General features: G+C 63.3%; 14 protein-coding genes and 2 tRNA genes. 4 read left to right on the top strand and 12 right to left on the bottom strand.

Annotated elements, in window-relative coordinates; genetic code table 11:
• Nucleotides 1-49: 49 nt before the first annotated feature.
• The 8 genes from AC6I97_RS08310 to AC6I97_RS08275 all read right to left on the bottom strand — a co-directional run bounded on the left by AC6I97_RS08310 (nt 50) and on the right by AC6I97_RS08275 (nt 7469).
• The gene (locus tag AC6I97_RS08310) at nt 50-709 is read right to left on the bottom strand and encodes an SDR family oxidoreductase (protein WP_497944666.1); all 660 of its coding nucleotides are present in this window, start codon (nt 707-709) and stop codon (nt 50-52) included.
• Between the two features lie 85 nt (nt 710-794).
• Nucleotides 795-868, bottom strand: a tRNA-Met gene (locus AC6I97_RS08305).
• Between the two features lie 61 nt (nt 869-929).
• Nucleotides 930-1001: transfer RNA gene (locus AC6I97_RS08300), tRNA-Thr, on the bottom strand.
• A gap of 118 nt (nt 1002-1119) precedes the next feature.
• Nucleotides 1120-1710 carry a LysM peptidoglycan-binding domain-containing protein gene (locus AC6I97_RS08295; protein ID WP_497944665.1) on the bottom strand — a complete coding sequence of 197 codons (591 nt, stop codon included), beginning with the start codon at nt 1708-1710 and terminating at the stop codon, nt 1120-1122.
• Nucleotides 1711-1975: 265 nt separating this feature from the next.
• The gene (locus AC6I97_RS08290) at nt 1976-4147 is read right to left on the bottom strand and encodes a DEAD/DEAH box helicase (RefSeq protein WP_224165037.1); all 2172 of its coding nucleotides are present in this window, start codon (nt 4145-4147) and stop codon (nt 1976-1978) included.
• 440 nt (nt 4148-4587) lie between these two features.
• Nucleotides 4588-5244 carry an MOSC domain-containing protein gene (locus AC6I97_RS08285; RefSeq protein ID WP_497944664.1) on the bottom strand — a complete coding sequence of 219 codons (657 nt, stop codon included), beginning with the start codon at nt 5242-5244 and terminating at the stop codon, nt 4588-4590.
• Between the two features lie 30 nt (nt 5245-5274).
• Nucleotides 5275-5949, bottom strand: coding sequence for a response regulator (locus AC6I97_RS08280; RefSeq protein WP_224165039.1), 675 nt, complete (start codon nt 5947-5949; stop codon nt 5275-5277).
• A complete protein-coding gene (locus AC6I97_RS08275) occupies nt 5946-7469 on the bottom strand; it encodes a sensor histidine kinase (protein ID WP_497944663.1) in 1524 nt (507 codons plus the stop codon). The genes AC6I97_RS08280 and AC6I97_RS08275 overlap by 4 nt, the downstream gene beginning before the upstream one ends.
• A gap of 151 nt (nt 7470-7620) precedes the next feature.
• On the opposite strand from AC6I97_RS08275, the gene AC6I97_RS08270 reads away from it, so the two are divergent.
• The 3 genes from AC6I97_RS08270 to AC6I97_RS08260 are packed head-to-tail and all read left to right on the top strand — an operon-like array spanning nt 7621 to nt 11137.
• Nucleotides 7621-8385: a Tat pathway signal protein gene (locus tag AC6I97_RS08270; protein ID WP_497944662.1), complete on the top strand. Its 765-nt coding sequence runs from the start codon at nt 7621-7623 to the stop codon at nt 8383-8385.
• A gap of 2 nt (nt 8386-8387) precedes the next feature.
• Nucleotides 8388-9593, top strand: a complete 1206-nt coding sequence (locus AC6I97_RS08265; RefSeq protein WP_309925700.1) for a glutathionylspermidine synthase family protein — start codon at nt 8388-8390, stop codon at nt 9591-9593.
• A complete protein-coding gene (locus AC6I97_RS08260; RefSeq protein ID WP_224088397.1) occupies nt 9590-11137 on the top strand; it encodes an APC family permease in 1548 nt (515 codons plus the stop codon). The genes AC6I97_RS08265 and AC6I97_RS08260 overlap by 4 nt, the downstream gene beginning before the upstream one ends.
• Before the next feature lie 7 nt (nt 11138-11144).
• On the opposite strand, the gene AC6I97_RS08255 is transcribed toward AC6I97_RS08260, so the two are convergent.
• On the bottom strand, nt 11145-12479 hold the full coding sequence (locus AC6I97_RS08255; RefSeq protein ID WP_497944661.1) for a glycosyltransferase 87 family protein: 1335 nt from the start codon (nt 12477-12479) through the stop codon (nt 11145-11147).
• 173 nt (nt 12480-12652) lie between these two features.
• Here AC6I97_RS08255 and AC6I97_RS08250 point away from each other — a divergent pair, with 173 nt between their 5' ends.
• Nucleotides 12653-13828: an acyl-CoA dehydrogenase family protein gene (locus AC6I97_RS08250; protein WP_497944660.1), complete on the top strand. Its 1176-nt coding sequence runs from the start codon at nt 12653-12655 to the stop codon at nt 13826-13828.
• A 60-nt stretch (nt 13829-13888) separates the two neighbouring features.
• On the opposite strand, the gene AC6I97_RS08245 is transcribed toward AC6I97_RS08250, so the two are convergent.
• From AC6I97_RS08245 to AC6I97_RS08235, 3 genes are all read right to left on the bottom strand, one after another.
• On the bottom strand, nt 13889-15325 hold the full coding sequence (locus AC6I97_RS08245) for an MFS transporter (RefSeq protein ID WP_497944659.1): 1437 nt from the start codon (nt 15323-15325) through the stop codon (nt 13889-13891).
• Nucleotides 15322-15846: a winged helix-turn-helix transcriptional regulator gene (locus tag AC6I97_RS08240; protein ID WP_224088401.1), complete on the bottom strand. Its 525-nt coding sequence runs from the start codon at nt 15844-15846 to the stop codon at nt 15322-15324. Before AC6I97_RS08240 ends, AC6I97_RS08245 begins: the two co-directional genes overlap by 4 nt.
• 67 nt (nt 15847-15913) lie before the next feature.
• Nucleotides 15914-17203 carry a glycosyltransferase 87 family protein gene (locus tag AC6I97_RS08235; protein WP_497944658.1) on the bottom strand — a complete coding sequence of 430 codons (1290 nt, stop codon included), beginning with the start codon at nt 17201-17203 and terminating at the stop codon, nt 15914-15916.
• Nucleotides 17204-17206: the final 3 nt, after the last annotated feature.

Genomic DNA, 17206 nt, shown 5'->3' with positions numbered 1-17206 from the left:
CAGAAGCTACCTACCAACCTATCCCGGGGTCCGTAGATCCCTTGCCACGTCAATCCGTGGTCAGGGCATCCACCACGTCAACGGTCCCATCCTTGAAAGTGATGGTCCGGTGGATAGTGCCGGGAAGTTCCAGGACGGCAGCGGCCACCAAAGCAACGTTGGCACGGGACGTCCCGGTGCCGTTGCCAGGGTTGGCCGGGTTGACTTCGATCAGCCCGGACGCCGGCTCCTCGGTCAAGGTTCCCGGTCCCAGCACCGTCCAGTCCAGGCCGCTGCTACTGCGCAGGTAGTCATCGGCCGCTGCTTTGGACTCTGCATAAGGGAAGAAGGGGTGGTCCTTGGGAATGCCGTGATCCTTGGCACTGCCGATGTAGGACACCATCACGTAACGCTTAACGCCGGCTTCCTTGGCCGCGTCCATGGATCGGATGGCGGCGTCCCGGTCCACGGCATAGGTCCTGGCCGGGTTACCCCCACCGGCCCCTGCCGACCAGACCACGGCATCGTGGCCCTTGAGCGCCTGGGCGAGTTCCGCCGTCGTCGAGTTTTCCACGTCCAGCACTTGCGCAGTGGCTCCCGTCTCCGTGACATCTGCCACATGATCGGGATTCCGAATGAACGACGTGACATCGTGACCTTCGCCACTAAGAATCCGGGATAGATGAAGGGCCACTTTGCCGTGGCCGCCAATGATTGCGATTCGGCTCATGCACCCATTCTGTCCCAGATGGAAAGGTGGCGCGGTCGGGCAAATGAAAAGACCCCGCAGATGATACCTGCGGGGTCTTGCTCTGTAGCGGTGGGGAGGCTCGATCTCCCGACCTCACGATTATGAGTCGTGCGCTCTAACCAACTGAGCTACACCGCCACGAATGAGAAAAACCTGTGTCAAGCCGGTCAAAACCGCCTTGACACAGGCCCTCATTCAGAGCCCCCCACCGGAATCGATCCGGTGACCTCGTTCTTACCAAGAACGCGCTCTACCACTGAGCTAGGGGGGCAACGAGTAAATACTCTACCGGACGTTTTCAGAAGCTACAAATCGGCGAAAATCCGGGGAAAAACGGCGCCGACACAATTTGCGCAGACGCCGTTTTCCTGATCCAGATAACGCCCAAATCAGGGCAGCCGGAGCACCTGTCCGGGGTAGATGAGATCCGGGTTGGGCACTGTGTCAGCATTCGTTGCGATCAGGGCTCCGAGGTCCACCCCGAACTGCGCAGCGATGCCGCTCATCGTGTCGCCGGGCTCCACCGCAACCTCCGTGACGCGAGGGGCGACTGGACCACGTTGTCCTGCCTCGGCAGCGGCCTCAGAGGCTGCCTGGCGGGTCACTGGCTGGATCTCCGGGGCTTCCGGCTCCAAGCCCGCCTGTTCGGCGATCCCAGCGCCTGCAGCGTTGGCCGCCGCCTGCTGTTCGGCGGCCTGGGCTGCGGCAGCTTCCGCGGCCGCCTTGCTCGAAGCAGAAGCATGGACGGCGGCAGCATCCTCTGCCGCCTGGTCCACGGCGGAGGGGTCGGCAGCCGGTTGGTCGGCAGCGGGTTGGTCGGCAGGATCAACTGAGGTGTCCGGCGCGGCGGCCGCACCCTGGTTCCTGTGATCCTTTTCACCGGCATCCACCACGCTGGCATCCGGGACACTGGCATCCGGGCTTGGGTGATGTTTCTCACCACGGCCCAGGTTCTTCTTCAAGTTGTCGAGCAATCCCATCGGAACCCTCCTACATTCAGCTTGCGACCTTCAGGCTCTTCGCAGCTACGCCACTCGTAGCACCTCGATCGTACGGCGGCACTCCGGCCGTTCCAAGGCTTCCAGGACCTCCGCAGAAATCCCGGTCTTGTTCGATATACCCGCCGTTCAAGGCTCCGTATATCGAACAAGAGCAGGAATTGACGGGGGTTAAACGCCACAGGGGGCCGGCCCGAAAGCCGACCCCCTGACGGGAACTACTTAGTGTTTACCACTTGACCAGTGTTTACCACTTGCCCTTGCGGTTGAAGTCGCGGTGTCCGCCTTCGCCACCGCTGCGGGGCTTGCGGGCGCCGTCGCCGTGTCCGCCGAAGCGGGAGCCGCTGGCCTGGCCCCGGTCACGATCGCCGAAGCTGCCTGCAGTGCGCTCGGAGCGGTCGCTGTACGTGCGGCCGCCGCGGTCGGCAGAGGAACGCTCGCCACCTTCGGACTTGCGGAAGTCCTTCTTGAACCCACCGCTGCCCTTGAAGTTGCCGCCACCACGGTTCTCGCGGTCGCCGTAGCCACCACGGCCACCGGCGCCACCACCGGCGTAGCTGCCACGGTCGCTGTTGGGCCTGCGTCCGTTGTCCAGCTCAAGGTGGATCAGTTCGCCACCAATGCGGGTGCGGGACAGTGCGCGCAACTGCTCGGGGCTGAGGTCTGCCGGGAGCTCCACCAGGGAGTGGTCCGAGCGGATGTCGATGCCACCGATTTGTGCGGAGGAGATGCCACCTTCGTTGGCAATGGCGCCCACGATGGAGCCCGGCATGACGCGCTGACGGCGTCCGACGGCGATCCGGTAGGTGGCGTTGCCCTCGGTGAGTGCACGGGTCGGGCCACGGGAGCCGAAGCCGTCCTTGGAGCGCTCGCGCTTCTGGTACTCAGGAGCTGCAGGCAGTTCCTTGACCAGCAGCGGCTGTCCGCCCTGTGCCATGACGGCCAGTGCAGCGGCGATCTCCGAGGCCGGTACGTTGTGCTCTTCCTCGTAGGAGGAGATGAGGTCGCGGAATGCTGCAACATCCTCGGACTCGAGGGTCTCGGTGATGCGTTCAGCGAACTTGCCCAGGCGCAGCGTGTTCACGGTCTCGGCCGTGGGCAGGTGCATCTGCTCCACCGGCTGGCGCGTAGCCTTCTCAATGGAACGCAGCAGGTACTTCTCCCGCGGCGTCATGAACAGGATCGCGTCACCGGAACGGCCTGCACGGCCGGTACGGCCGATGCGGTGGACGTAGGACTCGGTGTCGTGGGGGATGTCGTAGTTGATGACGTGGCTGATGCGCTCAACGTCAAGGCCACGGGCTGCGACGTCGGTAGCAACCAGGATGTCGATGCGGCCTTCCTTCAGCGCGTCAACAGTGCGTTCGCGCTGCTGCTGCGGGATGTCGCCGTTGATGGCGGCAGCCTGGAAACCACGGGCCTTCAGCTTGTCGGCGAGGTCCTCGGTTGCCATTTTGGTGCGCACGAAGGCGATGACGCCGTCGAAGTCTTCAACCTCGAGGATGCGGGTCAGGGCATCCAGCTTGTGCGGGCCCATGACCTGGAGGTAACGCTGCTTGGTGTTGGCACCGGTGGTGGTCTTGGACTTCACCGAGATTTCAGCAGGGTTGTTCAGGTACTGCTTGGACATGCGGCGGATCTGGCCCGGCATGGTGGCAGAGAACAGTGCAACCTGGCGGGTTTCCGGAGTCTGCTGGAAGATCTGCTCTACGTCGTCGGCGAAGCCCATGCGCAGCATCTCGTCAGCTTCATCCAGCACCAGGTACTGGAGTTCGGAGAGGTCCAGGGAGCCCTTGGCAATGTGGTCGATCACACGGCCGGGGGTACCGACAACAACCTGTGCACCGCGGCGAAGGCCGGCCAGCTGGGGACCGTAAGCGGAACCACCGTAAACCGGAAGCACGGTGAAGTCGTCAATGTGCTTGGCGTAGGAAGTGAACGCTTCGGCAACCTGGAGGGCGAGTTCACGCGTCGGCGCCAGGACCAATGCCTGGGTCTTGCGGGACGGGCCGTTGAGGTCGTGCAGCTCCGCCAGGCGGGACAGGGCAGGGACAGCGAAGGCTGCAGTCTTGCCGGTACCGGTCTGGGCCAGGCCGACGACGTCGCGGCCTTCGAGGAGCAGCGGGATGGTGGCTGCCTGGATGGGGGACGGCTTTTCGTACCCGACATCCTGCAGTGCGGCCAGAACGCGGCCATCGATGCCAAGATCGACGAAGCGGACGCCTTCTTCTTCCTCGTCTTCTACCTTGGGGGCAGAAGCTTCGGTGAAGGTGGGGGCTGCAGACTCGGGTGCAGCGTTCTCGACGGGGGCAGCGGCGGCGGCCGGTGCTTCTACTGCGGTGCCTTCAGCGGCGGTCTCTGCTACGTCAGCAGACTCAGCGTTGGGGGCGTCGAAGTTTTCGTTGAGATTTTCGGTCATAGGGGGAAATTCCTCATCCATAGGGCAGTCGGCGCGGCCCGGTTGGGCTTGGCCGCATTACTCGTCGCGAAGAGCCAGGCAAAGGTGCCCTGCTTTCGCAAGAAGTCCGGCGCTATCGCAATCCCATGGCAGGACTTCCCGCTGCATCTCTTGGCTGCTATCCCAGCAGTCTGTACAGCGTTTTCTTTAGCCGGCTCTCCCTATGAAAATGCCCGCACACATTTGCGGGCCCCAACACTTACCAGTCCTGCCTCAAGAATTGGGCAGGATAAAGGGATTTCCGGAGTGGGGGATATTTCAAGTGTAGGGCACAGAGTGCCATCACCGCGAGTTGAGTGCTGATGGAGACCAAGTGAGCTTGAGCACACCCGGACTCCTCGGCTACTCCAGGCAGCCTCCATACAGCACCCCAACAAGCCGCGCAGCCCGTTCAAGAAGGCTTAGAACCCGTTTCGCCGAAGGACTTTCTCGAACTTCCCGTGGTATTCGTCCTGAAGCCGAATCTCCCCGTCCGCCTCGGCATCGAGCAGGGTTTGCACCATGTCCGGTGTGGGCTCGCTGAACCACTGGCCAACAGTAATACCGTGCTTCGGTACGAACAGTTGGTGAATGTGGTCTCCCGCGGAAACCGTCCCCGTCTTGATCACACGCAGGTAGGTTCCAACCCGCCCGGCCTGCGTGAAGCGCTTCACCCATTGCGGCTCGTCCAGCAAGCGCTGGAAGGTGGCGCACGGGACACGCGGTGACGTTACCTCCACCTCCACATCCAGCCCGATCTTCCAACGTTCACCAATGACGGCTCCCGTGGTCTCGATTCCGTCCACCCGCAGGTTCTCCCCGAAGGCGCCGGCTGGAAGCTCACGATCCAGTGCGGCCGACCAGTAATCGGCATCCGCCTGGGAATAGGCATACAAGGCCTGGTCTTCCCCGCCGTGATCGAACCTGTTGGCCTGGACGTCGCCGTGTACGCCGAGCTTGTGGATCTTCACGGGGCCTTCGACAGGACGCTTATCTATCGCCGTGACGCCAACGCTTCCTTCCGGGTCCGGCAACAACTGGTGGACACGGCAGACAGCGAGGAGGGATGCGGTGTTCATGGACAACAGTTTACGGACGGGGAACCGGATTTAAGGATCAAACCGGTAACCCATTCCCGCTTCAGTGTGCAGGTGCCGCGGCGCGGCCGGGTCCCGCTCCAGCTTTCGCCGCAACTGGGCAATATACACCCGCAGATATTGCGTCTCCTTGGCATAGGCCTGACCCCAGACCTGGGTCAGGATCTGCTGCTGGCTCACCAGCTTCCCCTTGTTCCGGACCAACAACTCCAGGATGTTCCACTCGGTGGGCGTCAGCCTCACCTCTGACCCGTCCTTCACGATCTTCTTGCCCGCCAGGTCCACCATGAAGTCCGACGTCGCCAAGGTAGGTTCCTCCCGATCGGTAAGGACCCGGCGCGAGGCGACCCGAAGCCGCGCAAGCAGCTCATCCAGTCCGAAGGGCTTGGTCACGTAGTCGTCCGCACCGGCGTCGAGCGCTTCAACTTTGTCCTCCGAGGCATGCCGGGCGGACAGCACGATGATGGGCATGCTGCTCCACCCACGGATGCGGCGGATGATCTCCACCCCGTCCATGTCCGGCAATCCAAGATCCAGCACAACAATGTTCACGCTTTGTCTCGCCACGGCGTTCAAGGCATCGGCGCCGTTTCCAACGGTCATTGCCTGGTACCCGTGGGCCTGCAGGGTGACCTGCATGGCCCGTGCGATCTGGGCTTCGTCCTCAACTATCAGCACACGGGTCATGCCCTGCCTCCCCCATGACCGGTCCACAGCGGCAACGTAACCACCATGGTCAAGCCGCCACCTGGCGTCGGCTCCGCCATGAGCGTGCCGCCCATGGCTTCCGTGAAGCCTTTGGCCACCGCAAGTCCCAACCCGATTCCACCACCCGCGCCGCCTGCCGGGGCCGGCGAATCGCCAAGCCGCTGGAAGGGCTGGAACATCTCAAGCACCTCGTTGTGTCCCACCCCGCTGCCATGGTCCACGATCCTCAGTTCGCTGGCAGGCTTGTCCCCCACCGTTATCCCGGCACCCGCACGCGCAGTCAGGACAACGTCCGAACCAGGTGCGTACTTCACCGCGTTTTCAACGATGTTCGCCACGACGCTCTCCAACATGCCGGCGTCGGCTGTTACGGGCGGCAGGTTGGGTTGCAACTCGCTGCGTATCCGATCCTTCGGGATCCCTCGAAGTGCCTCGGGCAATATTTCGGTCCAGGTGGTGCCCGCGAGCAAAGGGTTCACGGCGTCGGCGGTAATCCGCGACATATCCAGCAGGTTGTCCACCAAATGGTCAAGGCGGTCCGCATAATTCTCGATCGTCTCCAACAACTCCTTCTCCACGTCCGGAGGGAACTGGACCTCTTCCTGCCGCAGGCTGCTCACAGCCAGTTTGATTCCGGCCAACGGCGTCCTCAAATCATGGGAAACGGCGCGAAGGATAGACGTGCGCATCTTGTTTCCCTCGGCCAGGCGAAGGTTGTCCCGGCGGCTCTTGACCAGCTGCTGCCGCTCACGCACAGCCACCACAAACGCTCCGAAGGCCGCCAGTAGACGCTGGTGTTGGGAGGACAGCGCACCACCGCGCAACAACAGCGTGTAGTGGGGATCGACGACGGCGGCATGGTCCGCGGCAGCATGGGTCACCGGCGGATTGGGGCCGGCGCTCGCAAGAATCCGCCACTGCGGCGGTGCTCCCGGCACTGCGACGCTGTCCGGTCCCGGCGATCCCAAGAGCGTCACAGCCTCCATGCCGAGATTTCCGCGGACTTTCTCCAGGAAGGATTCAAGGCTGCCGTCAGAGCTGAGGATGCGCAGTGCCAACTCGCTCAAGGCAGTGGCCTCGGCCTCGGACCTCGCAGCCTCCTGGGCCCTGCGGCTTGCCAGTCCCACCGCGAGCGCAACGCCGCAAGCCACGGCCAGGAAAACCACCAGGGTAAACAGGGTGGTTGGATCAGCGATGGACAGGGAGCCCACGGGTTCGGCGGAAAAATAGTTCAGCAGGAAACTACCCAGGACCGCCGCGACCACGGCGGGCCACAGGCCTCCGATTGCGGCAACGGCCACGGCCGCTGCCAGCTGAAGGAGCATGATCATGGCGAAGTTTCGAAAGCCCAAAACAGTGACCATGACTTCGACGCCCGGCGGCAACAGCAGGGCAAGGACAAGGCCCGTTACAACGCGTCCACGGCCGATGCCCCGAACAGCGGGAAGGCGCAGCAGAACGGCGTCGGAGTCGCTGCTTTGTGCTTCAGGAGCTGGCATGGCTACATCCTTCCACGGTTGGCAAGATGGGCAGTTCTGCCCACCTTCGGATGACAGCAGTGCCCGCGCCCCGCTCAAGGACTAGGCTTGCTTTCAGCATCTGGTCCGGCATGGCGCCGGACAATCCAACGGTCTATCCAGGGGGATATACATGGACCCGAACGAAGGCGCCGCAGGCAGCGGCGCTTCAGGAAACGGCGCGTCAGGCAACGGCGCGTCAGGCAGCGGTGCTGCAGGTGGTGGCCAAGGTCCGGATGCGGGCAAGAATCCGCCCAAGCCACCGCCGTGGCTGGTGCCCAAACCCGAGCTCCATCCGGAGCTGATCCCTCCTGCCAATGACGACACGGACAAAGCTCCCGACGCATCCCAGCCAGGCTCTTCTCAGCCCGGCACATCCCAGCCAGGCCCTTCCAAGCCCGGCGCATCCCAGCCCGGCCCTTCCAAGCCAGCGCCAGGCCATCCGCTCCCCATCCTTGACCCGTTCGCCAAGGAACGTGAACGCGAAGCAGCCCAAGCCGAGGCCCGGAAGAAGCGCTCCCGGCGCCGCACCGTCGTCGTGGGTCTGGGCGTGACGGCCCTTCTGGCCGGAACCATCACGGCCGTGGTCGCCAGCAGCGAACAAGAGGCTGACTACGCGCAGGTCTGTTTCAACGATGAAACCGGCGAGCGCGTGGACGATTCCCAGTGCAACAACAGCAGCTCGGATGGCCGCGGTTCCGCCATCTACGCCTGGTACTTCTACTCGCGGGGAGCCAGCGTGCCCGCTGTGGGACAGAACCGCAACTCCTACCCGAGCTACACGAAGACAGTTCCACAAGGCGCCAAGACGTCGACGGGCTACAGCACCAAGGGCGGCACAGTCAGCCGTGGCGGTTTTGGCAGCAGCTCCAAAAGCGGCGGAAGCTCGGGAGGTTAGGCGTGCGGCGTTTGCCCTCCGAGCCCAGGCCGGACTGGAAAAAGAAGATCGAAGAACAGGGCCTGGTGTTTTCGACCACCACCATGCCCGATGGCCGCAAAATCGAGTACTGGAACGAGTCGGCGTACTACGAATTCACCATGGACGAGGTGGAGACGCTCGAGAAGACTGCCGAGGACATGCACCTCATGTGCCTGGAAGCGGCAAAGTTCCTCGCCACCGGGGCCATGGGAGATATTGGTATCGGCCAACAGGCGTTGGAGCTTGCCGGTGAGTCGTTGCAGGCCGGGGATATGGATATCTATGGGCGCTTCGACTTCATCTATGACGGCAAGGGCGGGCCGGCGAAGATGCTGGAGTACAACGCCGATACACCCACAGGCCTTATTGAAGCCTCCGTTGCGCAGTGGTTCTGGCTGCAGGATGTGTTTCCGGAAAAGGACCAGTGGAACGGAATTCATGAGGCGCTGATCCGGCAATGGAAAAAGCTGCAGTTCCGCACCGGGATGAGCACACTGCATGTGGCTCATTCGGAGGCCGAAGAGTCCGGCGAGGACTGGATGACTGCCGCCTACATGCGGGATGTGGCGAGCCAGGGTGGGTGGACGACCATCGGCATCAATATGTCGGATATCGGTTGGGACCCGAACCTGAACCGCTTTGTGGACCTGGACAATTTCATGATCAGCACCATGTTCAAGCTGTACCCGTGGGAACTGATGATGAAGGAACCTTTCGGACACCGGCTGCTGACGCGGGCGCACAACCCCCGGTGGGTAGAGCCGGCGTGGAAGATGCTGCTCTCCAACAAAGCCCTGCTGGCTGCACTGTGGCACCTCTACCCCGGCCACGGGAACCTGCTGCCGGCCTACCTTGGCGATCCTGGCCCGCTCAAGGAATGGGTGGCCAAGCCCCTTCATGGCCGCGAGGGCGACAACATCCGTATCCATGCCCCCGGCATCGAGCTGCAGCAGCCCGGCGGCTATGGCCGCGAAGGGTGGTGCTTCCAGCAGTACCACGCTCTCCCCGACTTCGATGGAAACCATCCGGTGCTTGGTCTGTGGGTTGTGGACGGCGAGTCCGTGGGCTGCGGTATCCGTGAATCTGATGGCCCCATCACGGACTATTTCTGCCGCTTCGTTCCCAACACCATTGATGCCCCGGCGCCTGCCGCGCCCACCACTACTTCTTATGGAGCTGCACTTTGAGCACTGAAATTTCGACGCCGGACGGCGGTTCAGCGGGCGGCGACCGTACCGTCGTCGTACCTTCCAAAGGCCTCCATGCAGGGATCCTGGACCTTGGCGACTCCGTCATGCTCGGTTTGGCATCCACGGCACCGGTGTATTCGCTGGCCGCTACGCTGGGACTTATAGTTGCCGTCAACGGCAACTACACGCCCCTGATCCTGGTCCTTGGCTTCATCCCGGTGCTGTTCATCGCCTACGCGTTCCGCGAGTTGAACAGTGCGCTCCCTGACTGTGGCACCACGTTCTTCTGGGCCCGCAAAGCCTTTGGGCCGTGGGCGGCCTGGCTGGGCGGCTGGGGAGTGGCCTTGGCCGGGATCGTGGTCCTCGCCAACCTGGCCCAAATTGCCGGGAAGTACCTGTGGTTGCTGGTCGGCGACGGCTCCCTGGCCGGGAACACGTGGTTGGTCACCGCCACCGGGGTCTTGTTCATCGCCTTCATGACCTACGTGAACCACCGCGGGATACGGCTTGGCGAGCACGTCCAGCGGACCCTGACTTACATCCAGTACATCTCCCTGGGCATCTTTGCGGTGGCCATTATTGTTGGGATCGCCGGTGGCGCGCCTGGAACAGCCGACAGCAGCCCCACCGTCCAGCCTTTCGACCTTGAATGGTTCAACCCCGCGGGTGCGTTCGCCGATCCCAGCGCCGTAGTTCATGGGGTCCTGCTGGCCCTGTTCATCTACTGGGGCTGGGACACCTGCCTGGCCCTGAACGAAGAGACGGAAAACCCTGCGAAGACTCCAGGCCGGGGTGCCGTTATCTCGGCGTTCGTCCTGGTGGCAATCTACGTCTCCGTGGCGCTGCTGGTCATGATGTACGCGAGTGTCGGGACCGAAGGCATTGGCCTGGGCAATGAAGCCAACCAGGATGACGTGTTCCTGGCCATGAAGGACGTAGTGCTGGGTCCCTGGGGTTGGCTGATCGTGGTGGCTGTGCTGGCATCCGTCCTGTCCTCAACGCAGACCACCATCCTCCCCACAGCCCGGGGAACGCTGTCCATGGGCGTGCACGGTGCCCTTCCGGCGCGGTTTGGCAAGGTCCACCCAAGGTTCCAGACACCGGGTTTCTCAACCCAGGTGATGGGTGTGGCTGCCGTGGCGTACTACGTGGCCATGAGCTTCCTCAGCGAGGACCTCCTGGCGGACTCCATCAGTGCCATCAGCCTGTTCATCGCGTTCTACTACGCCCTGACCGGTTTCGCGTGCGTGTGGTTCTTCCGCTCAACGCTCCGGGATTCTGCCCGCAACCTGTGGTTCCGCGGCATCCTGCCCTTCCTGGGAGCGGTGTCGCTGACTGTGGCGTTCTTCATTTCAGCGGTGCAAATGTGGGATCCGGAATACGGTGATACGCAGATCTTTGGGATCGGCGGAGCCTTTGTCAGCGGTGTCCTGCTTCTGCTCCTGGGTGTGGTGCTGGCCATCGTGTGCCGTTTCGCACCTGCCACGCGTGGCTTCTTCACCGGTGAACACACCGAGGTCGGGCTGGTGCGCGGCGAGTAGCCTGCGTTCAGCGCCGTGCCATGGCCCACTGGCGGAGCCGGGCAGGCACGCCATCCGGCAGGACGGCATCCCGCCGCAGCGCCAGGAGCCAGCAGACCAGGATCACCAGGGCACAGAACACCCCTGCGCTCGATGCCATGATCCACAGCCCCGGCGTCTGGACGTTGAGATCAGCGGCACCCAGAGCCGTGCCAATGGTCTTTGGAGAATAAAAGAAGACCAGCGTGGAAACGGCAAACACGGCGGTCATCAGAATTCTCTGCGCCCTGTACCGGCCCGGAGTTTCCTTGATGGTCCAGGCGAAGGCCGGCAAGACCATTGCCATCCAGACCCAATGGTGGGACCACGAGACGGGGCTGATGAGCAGCATGGTCAGTGCCGTCGTCGATATTGCAATGACGCGGGCTCCTTGCGAGCTGGCCGCGCGGATCAGGAAGGCCGCGAGCACCACCGTGCCAAGGCTGAGCGCTAGCCAGGGAAGCGTCACCAAATCCTGCGGCACGCCGAAGTGCAGCAACGCGCCCTTTATCGAGAGGTTGTCCACGTAGCCGGCGCCGCCGATCCGGGACGTGTCAGGGAGTATCTCCAGCCAGAACTGCAGCGACTCGGCTGGCCGAACCACCCATGCCAGGAGGACGGTACCGGCGAAACCGATGGACATGTTGGCCAGTCCACGCCAGTCCTTACGCATCAGGAAGTACAGGCCAAAGACAAGGGGCGTGAGCTTGATACCCGCCGCTATGCCCACCAGGAAGCCGCTGCCACGGAACCCCCGGCGCCCGGAGGCGCCCAGCAAGTCGACAGCCATCAAGCCCATGAGCAGGATGTTGATCTGGCCGAACGCCAGCGTTTCACGCCACGGACCAAGGAACAGGACAGCCAGGAACAGCGCCCCGGCAATCCAGCGGGCGCGGGCGGATGACAATGCAGTTCGCCAGTCGTGCTTGGAGGCCCAGTACTTCACTATGGTGGCGGCAACCCAGCCGGCAATCGCTACGCCGGCCACGTTGAACAGCATCAGCGCGGCGGGTTGCGGCCAGAGTGCCAACAAGCCAAAGATGAGCGCTGCGAACGGCGGATAGGTAAAGGGAAGATCCGGTCCTCCGGCGGCGGCAACACTTGGGCCGTACAAGTCCGAGGGCGAGGCACCGGCCTCGTTGAGGATGCTTCCGCCGAACCAGTAGACACTGAAGTCCAGGCCCTCCTTACTCCAGCCAGCAAGCATCAGCCACACGGGCCAGATCAAGAGCGCCCACGGGAGCCAACGGAGTGTTTGTGATGCGGTGGATGCAGACTTCCCGGCTTCCGCCTTAGCCTGTAAATCGACGCCGGGCAGTGCCATGTCTTTGTCCCCCAATATTTTCTTTGTGCAGTGGGGATCCCAGTGGCTCCCGGAATACATACTACTTAAACGCCCGACGGCGGCCCGACCCGGCTGGGCCCGGCGCGGCCCGACCCGGCTGGCGGCGCGGTGCGTCCGTCCACTGCGGGCATCCAGCCACTTAGGATGCTGGAATGAGCGATTCAACGACGAACACCTCGGATGTGCTGGCCCTTGATTCCCTGTTGACCAGCGAAGAGCTGGCCCTCCGCGAGAAAGTGCGGGATTACACCACCCAGCGGATCCGGCCGAACATCGCGCGCTGGTATGAGGACGCAGTATTCCCGCGGGAGATCGTGCCGGAGTTGGGCGAGCTTGGCGTCCTGGGAATGCATCTGGAGGGTTACGGCTGCCCCGGACGCACCGCCGTCGAATATGGCCTGGCAGCCATGGAACTGGAGGCCGGTGATTCCGGGATCCGGACCTTTGTCTCAGTGCAGGGCTCACTCGCGATGACGGCCATTCACAAGTGGGGCTCGGAGGAGCAGAAAGAACAGTGGCTGCCGCGGATGGCCGCCGGTGAACTGATCGGCTGCTTTGCGTTGACGGAGCCGACGGCCGGTTCGGATCCTTCTTCGATGGCCACTTTCGCCCGGGAGACCTCCGACGGCTGGGTCCTCAACGGCGCCAAGCGCTGGATCGGACTCGCCTCAATTGCCGACGTCATGGTGGTGTGGGCCCAAACAGACGACGGCATCCGCGGCTTCCTGGTACCCGCGGGCACGCCGGGCGTAACGGCCACGCCGATCGAACCGAAGCTCTCCATGCGCGCATCAATCCAATGCGACATAAAGTTCGACGGCGTAATGCTGGGTCCGGAGGCAATCCTCCCGGGTGCCGTCGGACTTCGTGGACCGTTCTCCTGCCTGAACGAGGCCCGGTACGGCATCGCGTGGGGAGCCATGGGCGCAGCCCGCGACTCCTATGAGGCCGCCTTGGAGTATGCCGGCAGCCGGCTCCAGTTCGGGCGACCACTCGCTGGATACCAGTTGACGCAGGAGAAGCTGGTGAACATGCTCCTGGAGATCCAAAAGGGAACCATGCTCGCCCTGCACCTTGGCCGCCTGAAAAACGCCGGACACCTTCAGCCCCAGCAGATCTCCGTGGGCAAGCTCAACAACGTCCGCGAGGCCATCAAGATCGCCCGGGAGGCCCGGACTATCCTGGGCGGCAACGGAGTCACCCTGGATTATTCGCCGCTGCGGCACGCCAACAACCTCGAATCAGTGCGCACATATGAGGGCACTGACGAAGTTCACACCCTCATCCTTGGGCAGCACATCACGGGAATCGCCGCCTTCCGCGGCTGAGCACCCAAGTAGGTAGCAGCTGATGCCGTTTTGGCGCCCCAAAACGGCATCAGCTGCGACCTAGTTGGTTGGGGCGGCAGGCGCGTCGGCGACCACCACGGGTTGCTTCCGTGCCGCATCCTTGCGGATGGTTGCGCTGATCACTGCAGCTACCGTGCACATTGCAGCCGCGCCCAGCCACGCATAGTTGTAATGGCCGGTGGCATCGCGGATGAAACCAGCAGCCAGTGCGGCGGCAGCCGCTCCGAGTTGATGGGCCGCGAACACCCAGCCGAAAACCACTGAGCCATCGGCGCCGAACACCGAGCGGCAGATGGCCGCGGTCGGAGGCACCGTGGCCACCCAGTCCAAGCCGTAGACCACGACGAAGATGATCATGCTCGGTTCCACGGATGAGCCCAGCAGCAGCGGCAGCACCAGAAGCCCGATCCCCCGGAACTGGTAGTACACGGCCAACAGCACCTTGGGGTTAAAACGGTCCGTCAGCCAACCGGATGCGATGGTCCCCACAATGTCGAAGATCCCGACGACGGCCAGCAAGCCCGCCGCTGTGGTTTCGGGCATCCCGTGATCGTGAGCTGAGGGAATAAAGTGTGTGCCGATGAGCCCGTTCGTTGTCGCTCCACAGATAGCGAAGCCCGCCGCCAACGCCCAGAACGTGCGGACTTTGCTGGCACGCTTAAGGACCTGCAATGCCCGGACAGCCGCGTTCGCCGAATCCGGCTTGGCTGCTGCGGACGCCGTCGACGCAACTGCAACACCCGGCGTCGTGGTCTTTGAACCGGCGGGACTGGCGCCAGATGCTTCCGCACCGTAAGGCAACACCCCGACGTCGGCGGGTGAGTTCCGCAGCCACCTCAGGACCAGCGGCACAACAGCGAGCGCCCCGGCGGCGATGAGCAGCGACGCGCCCCGCCAGCCCGGGTTCTGCGCCAGGGCTGCGATGAAGGGCAGGAAGACAAGCTGGCCAGCGGCGCTGCCGGCGGTCAGGATGCCGATCACCAGGCCACGGCTCTTGGCGAACCAGGTGTTGGCGATGGTGGCTGCGAAGACGAGGGCCATGGATCCCGTTCCGAGGCCAATCAGCACGCCCCACGTGAGCAGGATCTGCCAGGACTGGTTCACCAACACAGTTAGCGCTGAGCCCAGGCCAATCAGGCAAAGCGCGAGCGACGTGACTTTGCGTATGCCGAAGCGTTCCATCAAGGCCGCGGCGAAGGGTGCCGTCAGACCGAACAGGACGAGGTTGATGCTTACCGCAAGGGACAACACTGTGGTGGACCAGCCGAATTCCTGCTGCAGCGGGACCATCAGCACTCCGGGCGCGGCCCTGAAGCCGGCCGCCCCAACCAGGGCGAGGAATGCTACGGCGGCCACGATCCAGGCAGGGTGCAGCCTGCGGCTGGGTCGACGGCCAGGCTTGGTGCCCGTGGGGCGCTTGCCGGCGGGGACACTTGCAGAGGCTGCCGGAGTTCCGGTGACATCAGGAGCGGTCATGCGGAGATCTCCGTTTCGGGGGAAGTTGTTGATACGGGTGCTACGGCCAGGGGCAGTGGATGGTCGCTGCGTGTGAAGCTATGCCAGCTCGTGTTGGCAGCTGTCAGATGGACGCCACAGTGGGTGCAGGTGTCGGCCGAGGCTGTGACTTGTCCGCAGTCAGTGTGGACCACCCGCATATGGGACACCTCATTGGGGGCGTCCAAGTGTTTCTCTGCCCAGATGATGATGGCGTTGAGGACGGGAAGAGCGTCCTCGCCCTTGGGTGTCAGCACATATTCCTGACGGGTTCGGGCACCATCCTGGTATGGGCGTTGCGCCAGCAGCCCCGCCTCGAGCAGCCATCCAAGACGTTTGCTGAGAACGTTGTCCGCGACTTCCAGGCGCTGCTTGATCGCGTCGAAGCGGCCGTTTCCGAAGAAGATCTCCCTCAGGACCAAGCTCCCCCATGGATCACCGAGGACATCCAGGCCGCGGGCCAGGCTGCACGCGCGGGCGGACCAGTCGGATCGTAAGGGCATGTGGACAAAAGTACATGACTTTTCTAAAGAAAGCTACGCTCGGCGCAGTTCTCCGCGGCAAAGAAGGTCAGGAAGCCACGCGCCCAGCGGGCATCCCGGCTGGAACGAGGCCCGTGCGCGAAGGCCGGTAAGCCAGGGCCCAGTACACCAGCAGCGCGATTCCGCACACCACACCGAGGCTGGACACCATCAATTGCCACTGCGTCTGGGGGTCCTTGCCCCACTCGGCAGCACCGGCCCAGACGGCAAGGTTCTTCGGCGTCATATAGAAAGCAACCGTGGAACAGGCCACAATGATCCACCCTGCCGTCCGCATGCGCCCGCTGCGGGACGGCACCCGATGCATCGCGAAGGCCATGCTCGGCAGGGCTACTGCCACCCAGACCCAGTGGTGGGACCAGGAGACGGGACTGATCAGGAGCATCAGGATGGCCGTGGCCGAGACCGCGATGAAGTTCTCGTCAACATCCACGGCCCACTTAATGACCTTTGCTGCAAGGGCCGCCAGGACCAGGGAAAGAATCATCCACACCACGCTGGTGAGAGTGGAATCCGGCATGCCGAAGTGCAGGAGCAGCCCCTTGACGGACAGGTTGTCCACGTAGGCCGGACCGCCGATGCGCCCGGTATCTGGGAGGATCCGGGTCCAGAATGCCAGGGATGCTTGCGGGAGGATGGCCCACGCGATGGTGATGGACCCGAAGAATCCAGCGGCCATCCATCCAAGGGCCTTGAAGTCCCGGCGGACCAGGAAATACAGTCCGAATGCCAGCGGCGTGAGCTTCACGCCTGCGGCCAGGCCGATCAACAGTCCTGCAGGCCACCGGATCAGGCCCGCCCGCGCCTTACCGTAGAGCGCGAAGTCCGCCAGCATCACGCCCATGAGGATGATGTTGATCTGGCCGAAAACGAACGTGTCCCGCCACGGGCCCAGAAGCAGGATGGCTCCCGTTCCCACCAAAGCCGTGGTCCTGAAGCGATAGTCGGCGAATGCTGAACGCCACGTCTTCAGGCCGAAGTAGTGCCGTGCCAACCAGGCCGCCACCACTGCGGCGCCAGCCAAGGCCGCGATGATGAAGACCATGCTGCTGGCGAAGAAACCCATTGCTGCGAGGCCGGCAAAGAGCAGGGCCGCAAACGGCGGGTAAGTAAACGGAAGGCCATCGCGCACAGCGTAAAGATCCCCGCCTTCGAGAACCTTGCCGCCGCCGTAGAAATAGACCTCGAAGTCGTTCAGGAACGGCTGGTAGTCCGTGTAGAGGAACCAAACGGCGACGGCGAGGGTCAGCACGCCTGCGACGGTCAGGATCCAGCCTCGCTGGGCAGCCGAAACAACCCTGGGTGAAGAAGAAGCCACAGT

The sequence above is a fragment of the Arthrobacter sp. TmtSoilC48 genome (assembly GCF_059739425.1).
This window is presented reverse-complemented; position numbering and strand designations above follow the sequence as displayed.

Excerpts from the sequence above, each read along its gene's own strand:
- AC6I97_RS08285 (WP_497944664.1), bottom strand. The coding sequence starts at position 5,244 with ATGAACACCGCATCCCTCCTCGCTGTCTGCCGTGTCCACCAGTTGTTG.
- AC6I97_RS08245 (WP_497944659.1), bottom strand. The coding sequence starts at position 15,325 with ATGACCGCTCCTGATGTCACCGGAACTCCGGCAGCCTCTGCAAGTGTC.
- AC6I97_RS08295 (WP_497944665.1), bottom strand. The coding sequence starts at position 1,710 with ATGGGATTGCTCGACAACTTGAAGAAGAACCTGGGCCGTGGTGAGAAA.
- AC6I97_RS08240 (WP_224088401.1), bottom strand. The coding sequence starts at position 15,846 with ATGCCCTTACGATCCGACTGGTCCGCCCGCGCGTGCAGCCTGGCCCGC.
- AC6I97_RS08310 (WP_497944666.1), bottom strand. The coding sequence starts at position 709 with ATGAGCCGAATCGCAATCATTGGCGGCCACGGCAAAGTGGCCCTTCAT.
- AC6I97_RS08280 (WP_224165039.1), bottom strand. The coding sequence starts at position 5,949 with ATGACCCGTGTGCTGATAGTTGAGGACGAAGCCCAGATCGCACGGGCC.
- AC6I97_RS08270 (WP_497944662.1), top strand. The coding sequence starts at position 7,621 with ATGGACCCGAACGAAGGCGCCGCAGGCAGCGGCGCTTCAGGAAACGGC.
- AC6I97_RS08250 (WP_497944660.1), top strand. The coding sequence starts at position 12,653 with ATGAGCGATTCAACGACGAACACCTCGGATGTGCTGGCCCTTGATTCC.
- AC6I97_RS08290 (WP_224165037.1), bottom strand. The coding sequence starts at position 4,147 with ATGACCGAAAATCTCAACGAAAACTTCGACGCCCCCAACGCTGAGTCT.
- AC6I97_RS08275 (WP_497944663.1), bottom strand. The coding sequence starts at position 7,469 with ATGCCAGCTCCTGAAGCACAAAGCAGCGACTCCGACGCCGTTCTGCTG.
- AC6I97_RS08255 (WP_497944661.1), bottom strand. The coding sequence starts at position 12,479 with ATGGCACTGCCCGGCGTCGATTTACAGGCTAAGGCGGAAGCCGGGAAG.